18 protein-coding genes are annotated in these 21,226 nt (G+C 46.8%); 14 read left to right on the top strand and 4 right to left on the bottom strand.

What is annotated here, in order from left to right; all coding sequences use genetic code 11:
• Window positions 1-25 precede the first annotated feature (25 nt).
• The 5 genes from rpe (at window position 26) to glmM (ending at window position 5,920) form a co-directional block, all read left to right on the top strand.
• On the top strand, window positions 26-691 hold the full coding sequence (rpe, locus tag BN102_RS05385; RefSeq protein ID WP_035455964.1) for a ribulose-phosphate 3-epimerase: 666 nt from the start codon (window positions 26-28) through the stop codon (window positions 689-691).
• Complete coding sequence (locus tag BN102_RS05380; RefSeq protein ID WP_019208079.1) at window positions 688-2,739, top strand: ComEC/Rec2 family competence protein; 2,052 nt, start codon at window positions 688-690, stop codon at window positions 2,737-2,739. Before rpe ends, BN102_RS05380 begins: the two co-directional genes overlap by 4 nt.
• A gap of 43 nt (window positions 2,740-2,782) precedes the next feature.
• Entirely contained in the window at window positions 2,783-3,823 is a 1,041-nt protein-coding gene (locus BN102_RS05375) for a DHH family phosphoesterase (RefSeq protein ID WP_021311437.1), read from the top strand.
• An 82-nt stretch (window positions 3,824-3,905) separates the two neighbouring features.
• Entirely contained in the window at window positions 3,906-4,535 is a 630-nt protein-coding gene (bamK, locus tag BN102_RS05370; RefSeq protein ID WP_035455967.1) for a BamK family beta-barrel-assembly machinery protein, read from the top strand.
• Window positions 4,532-5,920 (top strand): phosphoglucosamine mutase, encoded by a 1,389-nt coding sequence (gene glmM / locus BN102_RS05365; protein ID WP_019208076.1) that lies wholly within the window; start codon window positions 4,532-4,534, stop codon window positions 5,918-5,920. The genes bamK and glmM overlap by 4 nt, the downstream gene beginning before the upstream one ends.
• A 154-nt stretch (window positions 5,921-6,074) precedes the next feature.
• Here glmM and BN102_RS05360 read toward each other — a convergent pair whose 3' ends face one another.
• Window positions 6,075-7,025: a DMT family transporter gene (locus BN102_RS05360; RefSeq protein ID WP_019208075.1), complete on the bottom strand. Its 951-nt coding sequence runs from the start codon at window positions 7,023-7,025 to the stop codon at window positions 6,075-6,077.
• 183 nt (window positions 7,026-7,208) lie between these two features.
• On the opposite strand from BN102_RS05360, the gene BN102_RS05355 reads away from it, so the two are divergent.
• The 3 genes from BN102_RS05355 to dnaA all read left to right on the top strand — a co-directional run bounded on the left by BN102_RS05355 (window position 7,209) and on the right by dnaA (window position 10,998).
• On the top strand, window positions 7,209-8,357 hold the full coding sequence (locus tag BN102_RS05355; RefSeq protein ID WP_019208074.1) for an N-acetylmuramoyl-L-alanine amidase family protein: 1,149 nt from the start codon (window positions 7,209-7,211) through the stop codon (window positions 8,355-8,357).
• 13 nt (window positions 8,358-8,370) lie between these two features.
• On the top strand, window positions 8,371-9,279 hold the full coding sequence (locus tag BN102_RS05350; protein WP_019208073.1) for an MlaD family protein: 909 nt from the start codon (window positions 8,371-8,373) through the stop codon (window positions 9,277-9,279).
• Between the two features lie 321 nt (window positions 9,280-9,600).
• Complete coding sequence (dnaA, locus tag BN102_RS05340) at window positions 9,601-10,998, top strand: chromosomal replication initiator protein DnaA (RefSeq protein WP_019208071.1); 1,398 nt, start codon at window positions 9,601-9,603, stop codon at window positions 10,996-10,998.
• A gap of 14 nt (window positions 10,999-11,012) precedes the next feature.
• On the opposite strand, the gene BN102_RS05335 is transcribed toward dnaA, so the two are convergent.
• Window positions 11,013-11,753, bottom strand: coding sequence for a nitroreductase family protein (locus BN102_RS05335; protein WP_035456014.1), 741 nt, complete (start codon window positions 11,751-11,753; stop codon window positions 11,013-11,015).
• Window positions 11,754-12,154: 401 nt separating this feature from the next.
• Between BN102_RS05335 and BN102_RS05325 the strand changes: the two genes are divergently transcribed.
• The gene (locus tag BN102_RS05325; RefSeq protein WP_019208068.1) at window positions 12,155-14,692 is read left to right on the top strand and encodes an adenosylcobalamin-dependent ribonucleoside-diphosphate reductase; all 2,538 of its coding nucleotides are present in this window, start codon (window positions 12,155-12,157) and stop codon (window positions 14,690-14,692) included.
• Between the two features lie 567 nt (window positions 14,693-15,259).
• On the top strand, window positions 15,260-15,628 hold the full coding sequence (folB, locus tag BN102_RS05320) for a dihydroneopterin aldolase (protein WP_019208066.1): 369 nt from the start codon (window positions 15,260-15,262) through the stop codon (window positions 15,626-15,628).
• A 3-nt stretch (window positions 15,629-15,631) separates the two neighbouring features.
• Here the strand turns inward: folB and BN102_RS05315 are convergent, their stop codons facing one another.
• Both BN102_RS05315 and mtaB read right to left on the bottom strand, forming a co-directional pair.
• Complete coding sequence (locus BN102_RS05315; protein WP_019208065.1) at window positions 15,632-16,678, bottom strand: glycosyltransferase family 2 protein; 1,047 nt, start codon at window positions 16,676-16,678, stop codon at window positions 15,632-15,634.
• Window positions 16,675-17,991 (bottom strand): tRNA (N(6)-L-threonylcarbamoyladenosine(37)-C(2))-methylthiotransferase MtaB, encoded by a 1,317-nt coding sequence (gene mtaB / locus BN102_RS05310; RefSeq protein WP_019208064.1) that lies wholly within the window; start codon window positions 17,989-17,991, stop codon window positions 16,675-16,677. The genes BN102_RS05315 and mtaB overlap by 4 nt, the downstream gene beginning before the upstream one ends.
• A 101-nt stretch (window positions 17,992-18,092) precedes the next feature.
• Between mtaB and BN102_RS05305 the strand changes: the two genes are divergently transcribed.
• From BN102_RS05305 to BN102_RS05295, 4 genes are all read left to right on the top strand, one after another.
• Entirely contained in the window at window positions 18,093-19,766 is a 1,674-nt protein-coding gene (locus tag BN102_RS05305; protein WP_019208063.1) for a long-chain fatty acid--CoA ligase, read from the top strand.
• A gap of 158 nt (window positions 19,767-19,924) precedes the next feature.
• Entirely contained in the window at window positions 19,925-20,101 is a 177-nt protein-coding gene (locus tag BN102_RS11010; RefSeq protein ID WP_019208062.1) for a PG1828 family lipoprotein, read from the top strand.
• A gap of 243 nt (window positions 20,102-20,344) precedes the next feature.
• The gene (locus BN102_RS05300) at window positions 20,345-20,668 is read left to right on the top strand and encodes a cupin domain-containing protein (protein WP_021311456.1); all 324 of its coding nucleotides are present in this window, start codon (window positions 20,345-20,347) and stop codon (window positions 20,666-20,668) included.
• Between the two features lie 17 nt (window positions 20,669-20,685).
• Window positions 20,686-21,051: a DUF488 domain-containing protein gene (locus tag BN102_RS05295; RefSeq protein ID WP_019208060.1), complete on the top strand. Its 366-nt coding sequence runs from the start codon at window positions 20,686-20,688 to the stop codon at window positions 21,049-21,051.
• The last annotated feature ends 175 nt before the right edge of the window (window positions 21,052-21,226 follow it).

The raw sequence follows: 21,226 nt of genomic DNA, 5'->3' as shown, positions 1-21,226 counted from the left end.
TGCTTTTGGAAACTGAATCCGGCTGATTATGAAACCTCTTATTTCCCCTTCCTTATTGGCTGCTGATTTCGCTAATTTGCAGCGCGATATCGATTCGATCAATCGAAGCGAAGCTGACTGGCTGCACCTTGACGTGATGGATGGCGTATTCGTACCGAACATCTCCTTCGGCTTCCCTGTGATGAAACGTATTGCCGAGCTGTCTCGAAAACCCCTAGACGTCCACTTGATGATTGTGCAACCGGAGAAGTTTATGAACGAAGTGAAAGAAATGAGAGCGATGACGATGAATGTCCATTATGAAGCGTGCATCCATCACCACCGGGTGATACAGCAAATCAAAGAGGCGGGAATGAAAGCGGCCATCACGCTGAACCCGTCTACGCCGGTGGCGATGTTATCGGATATCATTCAAGATCTCGACATGGTTTTGCTCATGAGCGTGAATCCCGGCTTCGGAGGACAGAAATTTATACCACACACTTTGACGAAAGTGAAAGAACTGAAAGACTTGATCGAACGTATGCATTCGAAAGCATTGATTGAAGTAGACGGCGGAGTGAATTTAGAAACCGGTCGCCAATTGGTGCATGCAGGTGCTGACGTCCTCGTGGCGGGAAATGCCATATTTAAAGCTCCGGATATGACGGATATGATTCATCGGCTGAAAAACCTGAAGGCCGAAGAATGAATCTTCTAAGTTCTCATCCCATTCTCCGGTTGACGATTCCTTTGGCGACCGGAATCTTTTTATCCGATATTTTCCTACGTTCTCGGCTATGTTTGCAAGCTCATGGCATTGCGCTGACCTTGCTTTTGGGTTTTCTGATCTACCTGCTGAGAACGAAAGGCTACCGGTATCGATGGCTATTCGGCGGGGTACTCTATACATTCCTGTTGATAACGGGCAGCTTGGTTACGCAGCTGAAATGGAAACAAACCGATTCTCATTGGCCGGATTATCAGGTTTATAAAGGTTTTGTTCTCGAACCCCCGGAAATAAAAGCAAAGACGGTTTCGTGTCTCTTGGAAACCCAGCGCCGAAAAGTATTGCTCCATATTGTGAGAGACAGCGCCTCTCTGTCGTTGAAGACCGGTGATGAAATGCTCTACTGCGCTAAAATAAGAAGGCCGAAGAATGCGGGAAATCCTTATGAATTCGATTATGCCGAATGGTTGTTGAGACAGGGAGTGAGCGGGACGGGATATGTCGTTTCCGGCAAATGGGAAAAGTTGCCTTCTCGTCACGGTTTATCGCTAAAACAACATGCGCTCGTTTTTCGACAAAGAATCGTCGAACTATTTCGAAGTTGGCACTACGAAGACGGCAATTTCGCCGTACTTTCTGCTTTGACAATCGGTTACAAAGAAGCGTTGACAGACGAATTGCGTGAAGATTTCGCTGTGGCCGGAATCAGTCATGTATTGGCCATATCAGGTTTGCATGTCGGAATCTTATGGGCTTTGCTAACCTTTTTATTTCGTCCTCTCGATAAAAGATCGGGCGGGCGGATCGTAAAATGGGCGCTTATCACTTCCATTTTGTGGGGGTATGCTTTCATCGCTGGTTTGGCGGCTTCAATAGTCCGGGCCGTAACGATGTGTATGCTGATAGAGTTGGGACACATTCGAAACAATAGCATATCGCATCTGAACATCCTGGCTGTCACTGCATTCTTCATGCTTCTTTATAATCCGTTTTATTTGTTTGATGTGAGCTTTCAATTGTCTTTCATGGCGGTGCTCTTCATCTTACTGTTTTATCGACCTTTGTTCAATTTGCTGCAGGTGAAGAACCGGTTGCTCCGTTATTTCTGGGGAGTTATTTGCCTATCCGTTACCGCACAATGGGGAATAGTTCCTCTGGTAATGCATTATTTCTCCAATTTTTCCGTTTATTTCCTGTTTACAAACTTGATCGTAGCGCCGTTAATTCCCGTTATTATGTATTTGGCGGCCGCTGCACTTGCCTTCTTCCCCATACCTCTTTTGTCCGATCTTTTCGTGTCGGGATTAAAATATGCCATTCGTTTATTGACCGGAACGGCGGAGTGGGTGAGCGGTTTGCCTTATTCATCCGTTTCGTCCGTTTTTTACACTTCGTTCGGAACGGTGGTGTTATATCTTCTTATTGTCTCTGCTTTCGTTTATATGGTCGATAGGAAAAGGCTCTTGTTCATTCGTTTTTTGGGCGCTGTTTTTATGGCTTCCTCTTTCCTGTTGTTACAGCGCGGGGTGGATGGAGATGCGAAGCGGACCCTCGTATTCTATCATATGAGAAATTGTCCGGCTATCCATCTGATCGAACGTGATGGGTCATCTTATCTGGTCGTAGGTTCTTCCGGTATGCAAAAGGATAGGTTTCGATATATTGCGAAGTCGTATTGGCGGCGGCGACATTTATTGCCTCCGCAGGCGATAACGGCAAACTATCGGGACGAGAATATCTGGACTGTCGACGGACTTATCTCCTGGCATGGAAAACTGATCGGCAGAATCGACGATGATTATTGGAAGAATAAGGAAACGGATTATCCATTGGATTTGGATATTTTATATTTGTGCAAAGGCTTTGAAGAGGATATGGTCTCTTTACGAAAATTATTCGATGCGAAGCAAATTGTCTTGGATGCGTCGATGAATGAATACAGGAGGAAGAGATTGAAGTCCGAATGCATCGAATTGAACTTGCCCGTATTTGATATCGCGGAAAAAGGTTCTTTCCAAATTTACTTATGATTCCCGAAAATATTGTATATTCGCACCTTAAAAACAGATAAAGATGTTATCACGGTTAATTTCAGAAGCAAATGTAAATTGTTTCGCGAGATGGTTGGAGGAAGCGGATCGCTTCGTCGTCGTCGCCCATGTTTCGCCGGACGGCGATGCTATCGGGTCTGCATTGGGATTGCAACATTATTTGGAATCGCAGGAAAAAACGGTGAATGTTATCGTTCCGAATGCTTTTCCCGACTTTCTGCGTTGGATGTCGGGAGCTAAAGATATTATTCGGTATGATAAGTATAAGGAGTTCGCCGACAAGCTGATTGCCGAGGCAGATGTGATATGTTGCCTCGATTTCAATGAGCTTTCCCGGATCGATGCGATGGCAGCGGGCGTAGATGCGGCGCATGCACGTAAGATCATGATTGATCATCATCTGAACCCGGCAGATTTCTGTCAGATCACTGTTTCTCATCCCGGAGCATCTTCGACTTCCGAGCTGGTCTTTCGCCTTATCTGTCGGTTGGGAGGGTTCGACGATATCACGAAAGAGGCGGCGGAATGTATCTATTGCGGGATGATGACGGATACCGGAGGATTTACCTATAATTCCAACGATCCGGAAATCTATTTTATTATCAGCGAATTGCTTTCGAAAGGAATTGACAAAGACGATATTTATCGCAAGGTTTATAATACTTATTCGGAAGGGCGTTTACGTCTGCAAGGGTATGTGCTTTATCATAAGATGCATGTTTTTCCGGGGTTCCGTGCAGCCTTGATCTACTTAGACCGTGCCGAACAAAAGCGTTTCCACTATGCCAAAGGAGATACCGAAGGCTTTGTGAATATTCCCTTGACCATCAAGAATATTGTTTTCTCCGCTTTTATTCGGGAAGATACCGAAAAAGAGGTGATAAAAATATCCCTTCGTTCCGTTGGAACTTTTCCATGCAATAAAGTGGCATCCGAATTTTTTAACGGAGGCGGCCATTTGAATGCCTCGGGAGGAGAATATTACGGGAAATTAGACGATGCGTTGACTTTATTCAAACAGGCTTTAGTAAAATATCAGGATTTATTATTGGCCCAAAAATAGTTATTTAAATATAATTGCACGAAACAGATGAGAGATTGATCGATCTATTTGCTAATTTTGGCAGGATTTAGTTAAAAAGAAAATGAGTAAGTGGAGAATAACATTCGTAATGTTCGTTTTATTGTTGGCAGGACAGGTATTTCAGGCTTGCAATAGGGATAAAACGTATGCGGAGTTGAAAGAGGACGAGCGAAAAGCTATTGACCGTTTCATCGATCTGCAACATATAAAAATCATTTCCGAAGAAGAGTTTTTGGCCAAGGATACGGCTACCGACGTATCGGCGAATGAATTTGTTTTGTTTAAAGGAAGCGGGGCCTATATGCAAATCGTGGAGCGAGGGAACGGCAAATTGATGGATGACGGTCGACATGAAATATTGGCTCGCTATAAATTGTCACGCATTTATAAAAACGGCATCGATTCCTTATATAGCTACAACCTGGCGGACCTGTATCCTGACGAAATGACCGTTCAAAAATCCGGGACGAGCTTTTCGGGGCAATTTACGACAGGCGTGATGCTTGCGCAGTATAGCGAAACGTCGCTTCCCGGAGGCTGGTTGATCCCTTTCAGGTACATTAAAACCGGTCGACTCAAGAGCGATAGAGCCAAAGTTCGGATAATTATTCCGCATACTCAAAACAATCTGATGTTTCAAAATTATGTTTATCCCTGTTATTTGGAAGTAACTTATCAATTAGGACGATGACACTTATAAAATCTATTTCAGGTATCCGCGGCACGATCGGTGGCCAGGTAGGGGAAAGCTTGAACCCCTTGGATATCGTTAAGTTTACCTCAGCTTATGCGACGCTGATGAGGAAGAATACGCACATGACGACGAACAAAATCGTCGTAGGTCGCGATGCCCGCATCTCCGGCGAAATGGTGAAGAACGTCGTATGTGGTACCTTGATGGGTATGGGCTTCGACGTGGTGAATATAGGGCTTGCGACTACTCCGACGACCGAGCTGGCCGTTACCATGGAAGAAGCCTGTGGCGGAATCATTCTTACGGCGAGCCATAATCCCCGACAATGGAACGCCTTGAAACTGTTGAATGAAAAGGGAGAATTTTTGAATCGCGAAGAAGGCGACGAAGTGCTTCGGATTGCCGAAGCGGAAGATTTTGAATTCGCAGATGTCGATCATATCGGGCATTATCGGGAAGACTCCACCTATGATCAGAAGCATATCGACCGCGTCCTTGCTTTAAAGCTCGTGGATGTAGCAGCCATCCGGAAAGCGAATTTTAGGGTGGCGTTGGACACCGTCAATTCGGTGGGAGGCATCATCTTACCTGAATTGCTGGAACGGTTGGGTGTAAAGACCGTCAAGACGCTCTACGGCGAACCTACCGGCGATTTCCGACACAATCCCGAGCCGCTCGAAAAGAATCTAGGCGATATCATGGGCTTAATGACTAAGGGCGGTTATGATGTCGCTTTTGTTTGTGATCCCGATGTGGACCGACTGGCGATTATTTGCGAAGATGGTAAAATGTACGGCGAGGAGTATACGTTGGTTACTGTAGCCGATTATGTGCTTCAGCATACGCCCGGCAATACGGTTTCCAATTTGAGCTCTACGCGCGCGCTGCGCGATGTGACTCGTAAATACGGAGGTGAGTATGCGGCAGCAGCGGTGGGCGAAGTGAACGTGGTGACGAAGATGAAGGAAACTCATGCCGTGATCGGCGGAGAAGGCAACGGAGGAGTGATTTATCCGGAATGTCATTACGGACGCGATGCACTGGTGGGTATCGCACTTTTTCTGAGCTATTTGTCCAAGAAACAGATGAGAGTAAGCGAACTCCGGGCTTCCTATCCGTCGTATTTCATGGCGAAGAACCGAATAGATCTTGCTCCCGGTACGAATGTGGAGGCTATTCTCTCGAAAGTGAAGGCGCTGTATAAACAGGAGGAGATCGACGATACGGACGGCGTAAAGATTGATTTCCCCGATAAATGGGTGCATCTTCGTAAAAGCAATACGGAACCTATTATCCGGATTTATTCAGAAGCGTCGACGGTGGAGGCCGCTGACGAAATCGGACAAGAGATCATGGAGCTCGTCAAAAGTCTGGTCGGGTAAACGACCTCTTTTAAGTCGAAGAATTAATATTCCGATAAAGTAGTTATCCAAACTTATCCGATGGGATCGCCTCCATCAGATAGGTTCGGAATAAAACCGACGCGGTTGTTTATCCCGTCGTTGGCGTCCGATAATCTGCTGACAAGGTTCCAACCTAAACGGCGGAATCTTTGATCTCAACGGAAGTATTTTTGACCTCAACGGTGCGGTTTTTGATTCCATCGGATACGTTTTTTCCCGCTAAAAATACGCCGGAGAGGATCAAGAAGCAACCCAAGAACGAGATAACCGTCATCGGTTCGCTCAAGAAAACGGCGGAAGCGATCATCGTACTGATCGGATTCAGATAAATGTAGTTCGTAGCGCGCAATGCTCCTAACTTTTTAATGATATAGCTCCACACCGCAAAGCAAATAAAGGAAGCGATAAGGCCTAAGAATAAAAAATTGAACAAAACCTGCGGACGGAAGAAACCCGATACGGGAAAATTCCATGGGCGAACGACAAACAGCGGAAGGACGGTGAGGAGACCGTAGAAAAATACTTTTCGGGTAATGAATACGGAACGATAGCGGTCGGAAAGTTTTTTGAGTAACAGACTGTAAACAGCCCAACTCAAGGAAGCGGTCAGAGCCAACGTGTCTCCTATCGGATTCAAGTTCAATACGAAATGTCCGTTGAAGATGACCAATCCTACGCCGATCAACGCCACGATCGAGCCGCCGATCAGCATTGGAGTAGCTTTCATTCCCCGATAAATGCACAAGGCTATTAAGGTGGCGAGCAACGGCGAAGAACAGACGATGAACGACACATTATTGACTAAGGTATACTTCAGAGCGATATTTTCGGTAATAAAATAAAGCGTTCCACCCGTAACACCCAAGAGCAACAGCAAACATTCGTCGCGGAAAGTATCTGCGAAAAGTTTGTGCGGAGAAATCGTCCATATACATGCATAGGCTATCAAAAAGCGGACGAAGAAAATCTCGTGCGCATCCAAACCCTGCTGCAACAAAACCTTCGAACTGATGAAAGTCGTTCCCCACAGTATCACTACAAGGATAGCGATAAGATGATAAATGAAAGTGCGTTCTCGCTTCATACCCGATCCGTATCAAATGCGGATGCAAAGGTACAACAAAATCGACAAATACTGCTTCGAATCCTGCTAAATGCCTGTCGTTTTTACACCTTTTACGTTCGGATGGGCGCGAGCAAATCACAAATCTGAGAGATAAATCGAATTTTCTGATTTAAAATAATTACCTTTGCCACACATAAAAGTATGAAATTCAAACAGCTATATACCAGCTTGTGCGTCGGTCTCTGCAGCCTGATAACGCCTTTCTTCTGGGCATTTGCCGAAGCGAAGGATTTTATTGTCGTCATCGACCCGGGACATGGCGGACACGACCCCGGCGCTATCGGAAAAAGAGGAAAGGAGAAAGATATCAACTTGCAGGTGGCGTTGAAGGTCGGGAAGCTGATCGAAACGAATTGTAAGGAGGTTAAAGTAATCTATACACGAAAGAAGGACGTGTTCGTCACATTGGATGGGCGAGCTGCCGTTGCCAATAAGGCTAAAGCCGACTTGTTCATCTCTGTCCATACTAATTCCGTGGCAAAAGGACGTACGATTCAGGGAGCCGAGACTTACACCTTGGGGCTTCACCGTACGGCCGAAAACCTGGAAGTGGCCAAACGGGAAAACTCCGTTATCCTGATAGAGAACGATTACCAACAGCGTTATGCCGGATTCAATCCAAATTCTGCGGAGAGTTATATCATTTTTGAGTTCGTGCAGGATAAAGACATGAAGAAAAGTGTCCGCTTGGCCACGCTGATCCAGCATCAGTTCCGCCATTCTGCACGTCGTATCGATAAAGGAGTGCACCAGGCAGGCTTCTTAGTCTTGCGTGAAACGTATATGCCCAGCGTTTTGGTTGAGCTCGGATATATCTCTACGCCTGCCGAAGAGGATTATTTGCTGTCGGAGGCAGGGACTTCGGCCATGGCCCACAGTATCTACAAGGCCTTTGTCAACTATAAATGCGAACACGATGCAGAGGCGGCATCTGAGACCGTTGCCGAAAAGCAGAACGTACGACCAGCGAACACGAAACCGACGCCGTCGTCTCGCCAAAGCGCTTCTTCGGATACGGCCAAGCCGGTGTTTAAGATACAGTTCTACGCCTCGTCGACGAAACTTTCTCCTAAGGATGCGAAGTTCAAAGGCCTTTCTCCCGTGAACTGTTATCGAGAAGACGGCCTCTATAAGTATACGTATGGCGAGAACACAGATTATAATAAGGTGTATAAAACATATAAACAAGTACGTGTCAAATTTAAGGATTCGTTCATCATTGCCTTCAGAAACGATGAAAAAATGGATATGCACGAAGCGATGAACGAATTTAAAAAGAATAGAAAATAATCAGTAAGAAGATATGAAAAAAGAAATCAAGATAGGGATCCTCACGATTACCGCATTAGGCATGCTGGTCTTTGGTATCAATTATCTGAAAGGCATTAATTTGTTCAAGTCGACCAATCATTTCTATGTGGCTTTCGACGATGTGGCGGGTGTCGCGCTTTCAAGTCCGGTTTTCGCCAACGGTTACCAGATAGGGTTGGTTCGAGACATTCATTTCGATTATGATCGCTTGGGGAAGATTATCGTGGAAGTGAAGACGGATAAAGCCATGCGCATCCCTAAAGGCAGTTATGCCGAATTGGTTACCGAAATGTTGGGCACGGTCAAAATGAATGTCTGGATGAACGCAGCGAATAAAACGGAGTTCTACGCTACGGGCGATACCCTTGCCGGCGTAGCCAATAAGGGCTTGATGGCCATGGCTTCGGAGGAGATGATCCCTAAGTTGAAGACCACCATGTCGAAACTCGACACGTTATTGACCTCGCTCAATCGACTGCTGTCCGATCCGGCCTTGCCGGCGACATTCGAGAATGCACGTCGACTGACGTCGAATCTGACCCTCACTACGACTAAGATAAATGCCTTGATGGCGAACGATATTCCACGTCTGACTGATCGATTGTCTGCCGTGGCGAATAATTTTGCAGTCATCTCCGATAATTTGAAAGAGGTCGATTACGCAGCTACGCTCCACAAGGTCGATTCTACGTTGTCAAACGTTCGGTTCCTTTCGGAGAAGCTCACCAGACGGGATAACAGCTTAGGCTTGCTCCTGAACGACGATGCCATTTATCAGCATCTCAATCGGACAGCTATTAATGCGGCTTCACTGCTCGAAGATCTGAAAACTCATCCGAAACGATACGTTCACTTTTCACTTTTCGGAAAGAAAGACAAGACAAATAAACTATTAAAATAGAATTTGTCTAAATAACGATGAGGTTTGAATAAGGAAAGAAGCTTTTAATACCAAAGTATTTAAGAAGGTTTTTCGTTCGGCCCGATAAAATGATTTTGGAGGGAGATAAACGGGTTCCTGAAAATGTAAATATCAAAATATCAGCTATTTTGAAGATATTCAATCTTTTTTTTATCCGCTTTTTTATGGTATATCATTAAGTGTTTGAAATTAAACGATTTATCATTCCTCTTTAATTTACAAGGGAAAAAAGATTTTTTTTTCTGAAATAAGATTTCGACATTTGTAGAGTAGAAGTTTCGCTTTATAATAGAAATCAATATGAATGAAAAGGAGCATGTCGTCTTATGGAATCGCTGTCTGAAGTATATGAAAGATAATGTTTCTGAGATGACTTTCAATACATGGTTTAAACCGATCATACCGTTGAAATGCGAAGGGAAGACACTGACGATCGGCGTCCCGAGTCCTTTCTTTATCGAATACTTGGATGATAAGTTCTTGAATCTGTTGCGCAGTTCCTTGTACAAGGAAATCGGAGAAGATGCGAAACTCATGTATCATGTGTTGACGGATAAGACAAACGGGATTACCGTAAATATTCCGGGAAGCGACCGTTCGATAGCCGTATCGACGAAAGCTGTCACAAACGGGAACAAAACTCCGGACCTTTTCAATGCTCCGGTTCCGCAAGATTTGGATCCACATTTGAATCCGAATTATAATTTCGAAAACTTCATTAAAGGAAGCAGCAATGAATTTTCCCGTACCGTCGGCGAGACAGTGGCGCAATATCCCGCCAAGACGTTCAATCCGTTATTTCTGTACGGGCCTACGGGAGTGGGTAAGACCCATCTCGTCAATGCTATCGGCACGAGGATGAAAGAACTGTATCCGGAGAAACGAGTCTTGTACGTCTCTGCCCATTTGTTCCAAATCCAATATACGGATGCCGTACGTACGAACAACGCGAATAATTTCATCAATTTCTACCAGAGTATAGACGTATTGATCCTGGACGATGTGCAGGAATTTGCCGGAAAGACTCAAACGCAAAACACGTTTTTCCATATCTTTAACCACTTGCACCAAAACGGAAAACAATTGGTCATGACTTCCGATCGGACTCCTGCGATGCTTCAGGGCATGGAAGACCGTCTTTTGACCCGCTTTAAATGGGGATTGGTTGCGGAACTGAACAAGCCTGACTTGGAATTGAGAAGAAATATCCTTCGCGACAGGATACGTCGCGACGGGTTAGATATTCCTGAGAATGTGATCCACTATATTGCAGAGAATGTGGAAGAGAGCGTGCGCGAACTGGAGGGAATCCTTAATTCGCTCCTTGCGCAATCCATCATTTTCAAGCGCGATATCGATTTGAGTCTGGCCGAACGGATTGTCCATAAAGCGGTGAAGATGGTGAATAAGGAAATAACCATCGAACAGATCCTTCGAAAAGTATGCAGCCATTACGGAATGGACGAAGCTGTCGTTCACACGAAGAGTCGGAAGCGAGAATTGGTGCAGGTACGCCAGGTGGCCATGTATTTGGCAAAGAAACATACCAATAGCTCTACGGCGAAGATCGGCCTGCTCATAGGGAATAAAGACCATGCGACCGTATTGCATTCCTGTCGGATCGTAGAGAATCAGGCGCAGGTCGATAAAGCTTTTAAAAACGAATTGACGGAAATAGAATCTTCTTTAAAGCAATAACTCCGCTCCTCGCTCTATGCGAGAAAACCTTGCCTCTTCAGCGTGCGGAGCAATTGTTCCGACATGAGTTCGTTGTCCGCTTTCCGGTAACGAATGTCCGTAAAGACTTGCGCTAATGTTTCTTTTCCGTTTTCTTCGATGAATTGATGATTCTCCGGTAAAGTCTCCTTGAAATGATATATCCGGTTTATGTCTTCGGCGGTATAGTCGTGATAAATCTCCTCATGGATAAGTCCCTCCGCCGGTAAACGGTCGGGCTGAACGGGATTTTCATTCGGATAACCCACGGTGATAGTCGCTACAGGAACGACCAAGGGTGGCAATTTCAACAGTTCGATGATCGGATCTGGATTATAGATGGTCGTTCCGATGTAACAAATACCCAACCCATTTGCTTCGGCTAACGTACAGAAGTTCTGAACAACCAATAGCGTATCTGACATGGCGTTCAAGAACGACATGAAGTTATCGTATCCCGGCGCCGCCTTTCGCTCTATGCACCATTTGCTGAAACGGTGAAAATCGGCGCAAAAGGTCATGACGACCGGAGCTTCGGTGATCATCGGCTGATCGAAATGTGCAGGAGCTAGCCTCTTCTTCATCGTCCGATCCCGGGTGATAACGACGCTGTAGAGTTGCATGTTGCCCATCGTAGAAGCTCGGAACGATTCTTCTAATAATCCTTTCAACACGGTCGAAGGAATCTCTTTATCCGTATATTTGCGAATAGAACGGCGGTTTTTTATAAAATCCAAATGTTTCATCTGCTTATCGTTTGATGACAAAGATAACCATAATCGAAAATAAATGGATGGCCGATGCGATAAAAAAGTCTAAAATGAATCGCAGTAAAGCAAGAGAAATGGATAGAAAAGTGCGTCCGGAACAAACGAAGGATGATCGAAAAAGGAAGACGGGACGTTTTACTCGGTTTCCGAAAAAGAAAATTTTGATGTCTATTTGAAAAGTATTCTTGTTTGATTATCAGTATCTTATTATGTTGAAAGAGAAGACTTTTTCAGATTCGGATAATTAATTGTCGATTTATTTTGCAAATAAAAAAAACATCTATAGTTTTGTGCAATCATTCAAAACGACATAAACGAAACTTCTACAAAGCGATTGTTTATGTTTTATTTTCTTTATACATAAAAAAGTGGAAAGACAAACTTATACTTACGAGGAAGCTTTTGAAGCTACCCTCGATTACTTCGAGGGCGATGAATTAGCCGCTCGTGTCTGGGTAAACAAATATGCCATGAAGGACTCTTTCGGACATATCTATGAAAAAACGCCGACGGATATGCATTGGCGTATAGCTAACGAGCTGGCGCGTATCGAACAGAAATATCCTCATGCCCTGAGTGCGCAAGCGCTTTTCGACTCGATGGATCATTTTCGTTATATCGTGCCGCAAGGCAGTCCGATGACCGGTATCGGCAATGATTTTCAGATCGCTTCGCTGTCCAATTGTTTTGTGATCGGTGTCGAGGGAGCTTCTGATTCGTACGGGGCTATCATGCGGATGGACGAAGAACAGGTGCAATTGATGAAACGACGCGGAGGGGTCGGACATGATCTGTCGGACATCCGTCCGAAAGGTTCTCCTGTGAAGAACTCGGCGCTGACGTCTACGGGCTTGGTGCCGTTCATGGAAAGATTCTCCAATTCTACGCGGGAAGTTGCGCAGGACGGGCGACGCGGAGCCTTGATGCTGACCGTATCGATCAAGCACCCGGATTCCGAATCTTTCATCGATGCTAAGATGACGGAAGGAAAGGTAACGGGAGCGAATGTCTCCGTAAAGTTAGACGACGAGTTTATGCAAGCTACCATGAGCGGAAAACCGTATCTGCAGCAGTATCCTATCGACTCTCCGACTCCGAAGTTGACCAAAGAGATCGATGCGGGCGCCTTGTGGCGCAAAATCGTTCACAATGCCTGGAAGTCGGCGGAGCCCGGCGTCCTCTTTTGGGATACGATTATCCGCGAATCGGTTCCCGACTGTTATGCGGATCTGGGATATAAGACCGTTTCGACGAACCCGTGCGGTGAAATTCCTCTCTGTCCGTACGACTCCTGTCGGTTGCTGGCTATCAATCTGTATTCGTACGTGAAAGAGCCTTTCACCCAGGATGCTCGTTTCGACTTCGACCTGTTTAAGCAGCATGTGGCCTTAGCCTTGCGCATGATGGATGATATCATCGACTTGGAAGAAGAGAAAATCGACAAAATTCTCGCCAAGATCGCTGCAGACCCCGAGAGCGACGACGTGAAGGCTACCGAACGTCAGCTGTGGGAAAAGATCAAGAAGAAGACGGCTCAAGGCAGACGTACGGGTGTGGGCATCACTGCCGAAGGCGATATGATCGCCGCTATGGGATTGCGTTACGGTACGGAGGAAGCTACCGACTTCGCCGAGCGCATTCACCGAACGATAGCCGTCGAGACCTATCGCGCCTCGGTCGAAATAGCTAAGGAACGAGGCGCTTTCGCTCTCTACGACAGTAAGAGAGAACAACACAACCCCTTCGTGATGCGGATTAAGAATGCTGACCCTGCGCTTTATGAAGAGATGCTGAAGTACGGCCGACGCAATATCGCCTGCCTGACCATTGCTCCCACAGGAACGACGAGTCTGATGACGCAAACCACATCCGGTATCGAACCCGTCTTCCTGCCGGTTTATAAGCGCAGGAGAAAAGTCAATCCGAATGATGAAAAAGTACATATTGATTTTGTCGACGAAACGGGCGACGCCTTTGAGGAGTACATCGTTTACCATCAGAAATTCCTGAAATGGATGGATGTCCATGGGATCGACAGAAACAAACGCTATACACAGGAAGAACTCGACGATTTGGTGGCGCGCTCGCCGTATTATAAAGCAACGGCCAATGACGTGGACTGGATGGAAAAAGTGAAGATGCAGGGCAGAATTCAGCAATGGGTCGACCATTCCATCAGCGTTACCATCAATTTGCCGGCGACGGTGGACGAAGAACTGGTTAACAACCTTTATATCGAAGCATGGAAATGCGGTTGCAAAGGGTGTACAGTATATCGCGACGGCTCTCGATCGGGTGTCCTGATTTCAACAAAAAGCGACAAAAAAGAACGTTTCCCCGAATGTAAACAACCGGAAGTGGTGGAAGTGCGGCCGAAGTCGCTGGAAGCGGACGTGATCCGTTTTCAGAACAATAAGGAGAAGTGGGTCGCATTTGTCGGCCTGCTCGACGGGCGTCCTTACGAAATCTTCACTGGTTTGCAGGACGACGACGAAGGAATTCTGCTTCCGAAATCGGTCACCAAAGGGCGGATCGTCAAGAATATCGATGAAGACGGTTATAAGCATTACGATTTCCAATTCGAGAACAAGCGCGGCTACAAGACGACCATCGAGGGACTGTCCGAGAAGTTCAATAAAGAGTACTGGAACTACGCCAAACTGATCTCGGGCGTGCTCCGCTGGCGGATGCCGATCGACCGCGTAATTAAATTGGTCGATTCGTTACAATTGGACAGCGAAAACATCAACACGTGGAAGAACGGCGTGGAGCGGGCGCTGAAGAAATATGTGATGGATGGTACGAAAGCCGAAGGGCAACAATGCCCCAATTGTGGATACGAAACCCTGGTCTATCAGGAAGGCTGTCTGATATGCAAACACTGCGGCGCTTCCAAATGCGGGTGATCGCTTGCCGAACTGCGCGGAGAGGAGGCTGTTTCCTTTTTAAGGAGGCAGCCTTTTCGCTTCTGATAAATAATGAATGATAGAGGTGCCGCATCCCTCCGACATACCGATCGGGACGAGTATCGTTCTCTATCCGCTTCGATAACCTATCCTGAACCGGCGAAAGAGGAGGTATTTACTCGGAATCGTTCTGACCTGCGACAGGTTCAATCATTTTCCGAACGGAATTGCCCCGACCTGCGACAGGTTTGATCGTTTTCCGAACGGAATTGCTCCGACCTGCGACAGGTTTGATCGTTTTCCGAACGGAATTGCTCCGACCTGCGACAGGTTTGATCGTTTTCCGAACGGAATTGCTCCGACCTGTGCCAGGTTCGATCGTTCTCTGAACGGATTTCTTTCTGCTAAGTCTGAAAAAGAAATGAGAATACCGTGTAAAAAGAAGAATAAAGTTACCCAAACACTTGGGATTATCGTTCTTTTTCCTCTCTTTTGTGCTCCCGAACCCACGGACGCGTCAACATGTAGTAGAATGGCTCGATAACCTTTGAAAAGGAAGGAAAATATATGAAAGCGATAGCGATGTTTATTGATATGAAAGGACTACGGATCCATGCGCGACATGGCGTGGACCCGCAGGAGCGAAGGGTAGGTGCCGACTTTCTGATCGACCTCCGACTGAAGACGGACTTCGCGCGGGCGGCACAAATCGACGAGTTGGACGGTACGATCGACTACGCGACTGTTTATGAAGCGGTAACCGATGAGATGAGAACGCCCTCGAAGCTGTTGGAAAATGTGTGCGAGCGGATCGCCGCCCGACTGTTTGCTACGTTCGAACGTGTCGAGGAGATCGAACTTCGTCTCCTCAAAGAGAATCCGCCTATGGGGGCCGATTGCAGGGAGGCGGGAGTGGAAGTCCGCTATATCCGGTGAGGTTTATCCGTTGAGCTTCAGTTGAGAGAACCGTTTCTTCCTGCTTATGTAGAACTTGCGGAGTATGCTGAAAGAGGTGTATTCGGGAACCGGTTCGTCCGACGAGGAAATCAAATTCTTCGCCCGTTCGGAAGCGAAGGTGTAGCGGATCTTCTGAAAGTCTTTCCGTGCCTCGAAGACGGCGGCGGCGTTTTTCTTTTGCCCTCTCAAGAAAAAGATGAAGGCGGCGAGCGGATCGAAGACGGCGCGGAAGCGTAGCACCTTTACAAGCTCGCTGTCGGGCAGATTCTTGTACAGCATCAGCAGGTTGTTTCGGAAATTCAGGTAGGTCTTTCTCGGATTTTCTCTCTTCAGGGTGGAAGCCCCCAGATGGTAAACTGTACTTTCCGGAAGGCAGACGATACCTTTCCCCCTATTCCTCAAACGCCAGCACAGGTCGATCTCTTCCATGTGGGCGAAAAAACGGTCGTCCAAGCCGTCTGCCGATCGATAGTCGGCCAGACGAATGAACAGGGAGGCTCCCGAAGCCCAGAGAATCATGGCAGTCATATCGTATTGGCCGCGATCCTTTTCGATGGCATCGAAGATGCGTCCCCGACAGAATGGATAACCGTAACGGTCGAGGTATCCTCCGGCAGCGCCGGCATACTCGAATATTTTTTTCCCTTCCTCTTTGGCCGTTCGGCTCAAGATCTTCGGTTGGCAGGCTGCTACGTTCGGGTGAGTGTCCATATATTTCACCATCGGTTGCAGCCATCGGGGCGTCACCTCCACATCGCTGTTAAGCAGTACGACGTATTCGGCGTTGATCAATTGCAGCGCTTTATTGTATCCTCCGGCAAATCCGTAGTTCTTATCGAACACGATCTGCCGGATCGAGGGAAATTCGTTCTTCAGCAGAGCGAGCGAACCGTCGGTCGAGCCATTGTCGGCCACGCAAATCTCCACATCTCCCTGTTCGATTTCCGAGAACTTGCACACGGAGGGCAGGAACCGGCGGAGCATTGCTTCTCCGTTCCAATTTAAAATGACTACAGATACCTTTTTCATAGTATTTCACCTGATAACGCCGTTTCGGCCGCGTTGAATCTTCCTAAGCGAACCCGAACGAGCCGATTGTCGAGTGTATGGCGATGAGCTATTTCTACGCGGATATAGTTGTCCGTGAATCCGTGCATCGGCCTGCTGACTTTTGCTTTTTCAGCCAGGATGACAGCTTCTTTTCCGATATGTCGCTCGTAAAACGCATGCGTCTTTTCTTCGGAAAGGGCTAATAGTAGCTGGCTTCTTCGATGCTTCTCTTCCGGGGGGACGACGTAATCGATTTTCAGCGCCTGGGTACCCGGCCGTTCCGAATAGCTGAATACATGGAGTTGCGTCACCTCCAGGCTTTCGACGAAGCGGTACGATTCTTCGAAGTGAGCTTCCGTCTCGCCGCGTGTTCCTACCATTACGTCGACGCCGATGAACGCATTGGGTATCCTTTCTTTGATCTTCCGAATCTTATGGGCGAACAGGGCGGTGTCATATCGGCGGTGCATCAATTGCAGCACGTCGTCGCTTCCGCTCTGCAGTGGGAGGTGAAAATGCGGCATGAAAGCGCGCGAGCGGGCTACGAAGTCTATGATTTCGTCGGTCAGTAAATCCGGTTCTATGGAAGAGATGCGGTACCGGTCGATTCCCTTCACCTTATCCAGTGCTTCGATCAGATCGAGGAACGATTCCTGGGTCGTTTTTCCGTAATCGCCGACGTTCACGCCGGTGATTACGATTTCTTTTCCGCCCTCTGCGACGGTCTGTTCCGCTTGGGCGACGAGCGATGCAATCGTTCCGTTACGGCTCCTGCCCCGTGCGAACGGAATAGTGCAATATGTGCAGAAGTAATCGCAGCCGTCCTGTACTTTCAGGAAATAGCGGGTGCGGTCTCCTCGCGAGCAGGAAGGGATGAAGGTGCGGATTTCCTTCAAATCTGAGGTGATGACTTCGCCCACTCGACGTTTTTCCAAGTTATTCAAGTGAGTCAGAATATCTCCTTTCTGATCCGTGCCCAATACGATGTTTACGCCGTCGATATGCGCGACGGTTTGCGGATTCAGCTGTGCGTAACAGCCTGTTACTACGACGAAGGCGCCGGGATGTTCGCGCGTCAGCCTATGGATGGCCTGACGGCATTTCTTGTCGGCCACTTCCGTCACCGAGCAGGTGTTGACCACGACGATATCCGCCTTTTCCCCCTTACGGGCGGTTCGGATGCCTGCAGCCTTCAGCGTGGTTCCTATGGAAGATGTTTCCGAAAAATTAAGTTTACATCCTAAGGTATAATAAACCGCTGTCCTGTCTTGAAATATAGCCGTATCAACCATGCTGCTGAGTTTTACTGCACAAAGTTAAACAAAATATGCCGGAATCTTTTTATAATAGAATAATTATATCTATGTTTGCACATTATTCGTTTATTTGTGCAATGGTTAAGGAGAATTTCATTAAACTATACGAAAACAGCTTTAGAGAGAATTGGGAATTGCCTTGTTATACGGATTACGGCGAAAGTTGCTCTTATACCTACGGACAGGTGGCAGAAGAGATCGCCAGGTTACATTTGATCTTTCAACATTGCAGTCTCAGGCGCGGAGAGAAAATCGCACTGATCGGGAAGAATAACTCGCACTGGTGCATCTCTTATCTGGCGACCGTAACGTATGGGGCTATCATCGTGCCCATACTTCAGGACTTTAAACCGAACGATGTACACCATATTGTCAACCACGCGGAAGCCACTTTCCTCTTCGTCAGCGATACGATCTGGGAAACTCTGGAACAGGAGGCGATGGGAAATCTCCGGGCTGTATATTCTTTGAACGATTTCCGTTGTCTGTACCAGCGCGACGGCGAAACGATTCAAAAATTCATCGATACGCTTCCGCAGGTCATGCAACAGACCTATCCCGACGGCTTTCACAAGGAGAATGTCATCTATACGGAGCTGTCGAATGACAAGGTGATGGAGATCAATTATACTTCCGGAACTACCGGGTTCAGTAAAGGAGTGATGCTGACGGGGAATAATCTGGCGGGGAATACGGTCTTCGGTATGAAAACGAAATTATTGCAGCGGGGAGAAAAGAATTTGGCCTTCCTCCCCCTGGCGCATGCCTACGGTTGCGCATTCGACTTTTTAGTCGCCACTGCCCTCGGGACACATGTCACCCTATTGGGAAAGGCTCCGGCTCCGAAAATCTTATTGAAAGCGTTCGAAGAGATCAAACCGGATCTGATCATTACCGTTCCGCTGGTGTTGGAGAAGGTATATAAGAATATGATCCTTCCGCTGATCAATAAACGGCAGATGAAGTTCGCCCTGAACATCCCGTTGCTGAATCATCAAATCTACGCCCAGATCCGCAAAAGGCTCATAGATGCCTTGGGGGGTAGATTCAAGGAGGTGATAGTGGGCGGAGCAGCCATGAATCCTGAAGTTGCCGCCTTCTTCACGAAAATCAAATTCCCTTATACGATCGGTTACGGGATGACGGAATGTGGCCCGCTCATCAGCTATTCCTGGTGGGAAGATTATGTTCCCGGCTCATCGGGAAAAATTCTGGATCGGATGGAAGTGCGTATCGATTCGAACGACCCTTATCAGGAAACCGGCGAAATTCAAGTGCGTGGCGAGAATGTAATGAAGGGTTATTTCAAAAATGAAGAAGCGACCCGCGACGCCTTCACCGAAGACGGCTGGTTAAGGACCGGAGACTTAGGCACGATAGACAAGGATCATCATATCTTTATCCGCGGTAGAAGCAAGTCGATGATTTTGAGTTCCAACGGGCAGAATATCTTTCCCGAAGAGATCGAAGCGAAGTTGGACAACTTGCCTTTCGTTTTGGAGAGCCTGGTAATCGAGCGTGACAGGAAACTGGTCGCTTTGGTATATCCGGACTATTCGAATCTGGATGCTGTCGGTTTGAACACGCCGGAGGATATCAAGGCCATCATGGATGAGAATCTGAAATCGCTTAACGCCTTGGTAGCTAACTACGAACAGGTAAGCAAAATCAAATTGTATCCCACGGAATTTGAGAAAACACCCAAGCGAAGTATTAAACGTTTTTTATATAATAGTATCACGAATGAGTAGAAGAGATGTTGTCAAACATGTGGCTTTAACATTTTTTATATGATAAAGGCGGAAATAATCAAAAAAAAATGTTCCCGATCGAACAACCTGTCAGAAAAACTATATACCTTTGCACCGTTTTTAAAAACATATGATTATAGGTTTAAAAAGCAAAGGAAATGAAAAAATTGGTATTTATGTTCGTAGCATTCGCAGCTATTTCACTCGCATCGTGCGGAAACAAAGCTGCTAAGAGTGAAGAGAATGCAGATTCTACCAAAATGGTAGAAGAAACGGTTTCAGTGATGGAGGAAGTGGCTGCTCCCGCTGATTCCACTTCAGCTGCCGCTCAATAAGTCGGTATCCATAGCTGAAAATTCGAAGTCTGTTGAGTAAAACTCTGCAGGCTTTTTTGTTATCCTTCGATCCCCATTCTCTTCCCTCGTCTTGCCGAATCTTTCGGCGGATCGGAGAGGGGTGTCTCCTTTTGATTTTTTTGTTCACAGCCGCGCAAATGTTATCCGAAAACTCGTGGAAAGAACGTATTTTTGTCATTATCTTTACGACGTGAAACAAATAACCATTTAAACGTACAACTCATGACAGATATGGAAAAAGGAAAGGTTCTCGTAGCCGACAAAGCGATCGAATATGTAGACGGAGGGGTGGTCTCGAAAGAATTGGTACACACGAAAGCGGGCAGTGTGACCCTCTTCTCCTTCGACCAAGGACAACAGTTATCGGAACACAGTGCGCCTTTCGACGTCCTGTTGAATATCCTCGAAGGCGAACCGGAAGTGATGATCGACGGTACAGCCCATCATCCCAAAGCGGGCGAAATACTCATTATCCCGGCCAATCATCCGCACGCGGTGAAGGCCGTAACCAAATTCAAGATGCAAATTACTATGCTAAGAGGTTGAAATAAAACGAACGACGAATGAAAGAATTAAAGATTAAACGTGCTTATCTGCCTGCGGAAGAGGATGACGGTTATCGGATCCTAATCGACAGGCTGTGGCCGAGAGGTATCTCGAAAGCAGATCTCCGCCTCGATGAATGGAGAAAAGAAGTGACTCCTACGACAAGTCTTCGTAAATGGTTCGCTCATAAGCCGGAGAACCTGCCCGAATTCGCTGCGGAATATGTAGCGGAACTCGATCGCAATCCTTCCGCAGCGGAGTTTGTCCGACATTGCAGAGAACTGCTTGGTTCGGGCAATGTAACGCTCCTATACGGCGCTAAGAGCGAAACGTGCAATCATGCGGTTATTTTGAGAGATTGGATGCTGAGAAAAATGCAATGACCTGGCAGCGCATAAAAATTGTCTGCACAGGAAATTAAAATGTCTTATCAGAGAATTTGGTGGTATTCGACTTTCGGAAAGGGGCTATGCTGCTGGACCCCGAGTGATAGAAAAAGCAACTGTGCCAAAACATTCGTTTCGACACAGCTGTTTATCCTGTATTCGGCGACAGCAG

The sequence above is a fragment of the Phocaeicola abscessus CCUG 55929 genome (assembly GCF_000312445.1).
GTDB classification, from domain to species: domain Bacteria; phylum Bacteroidota; class Bacteroidia; order Bacteroidales; family Bacteroidaceae; genus Phocaeicola; species Phocaeicola abscessus.
The sequence above is the reverse complement of the archived record's forward strand: the minus strand, read 5'-3'. Positions and strand labels throughout refer to the sequence as shown.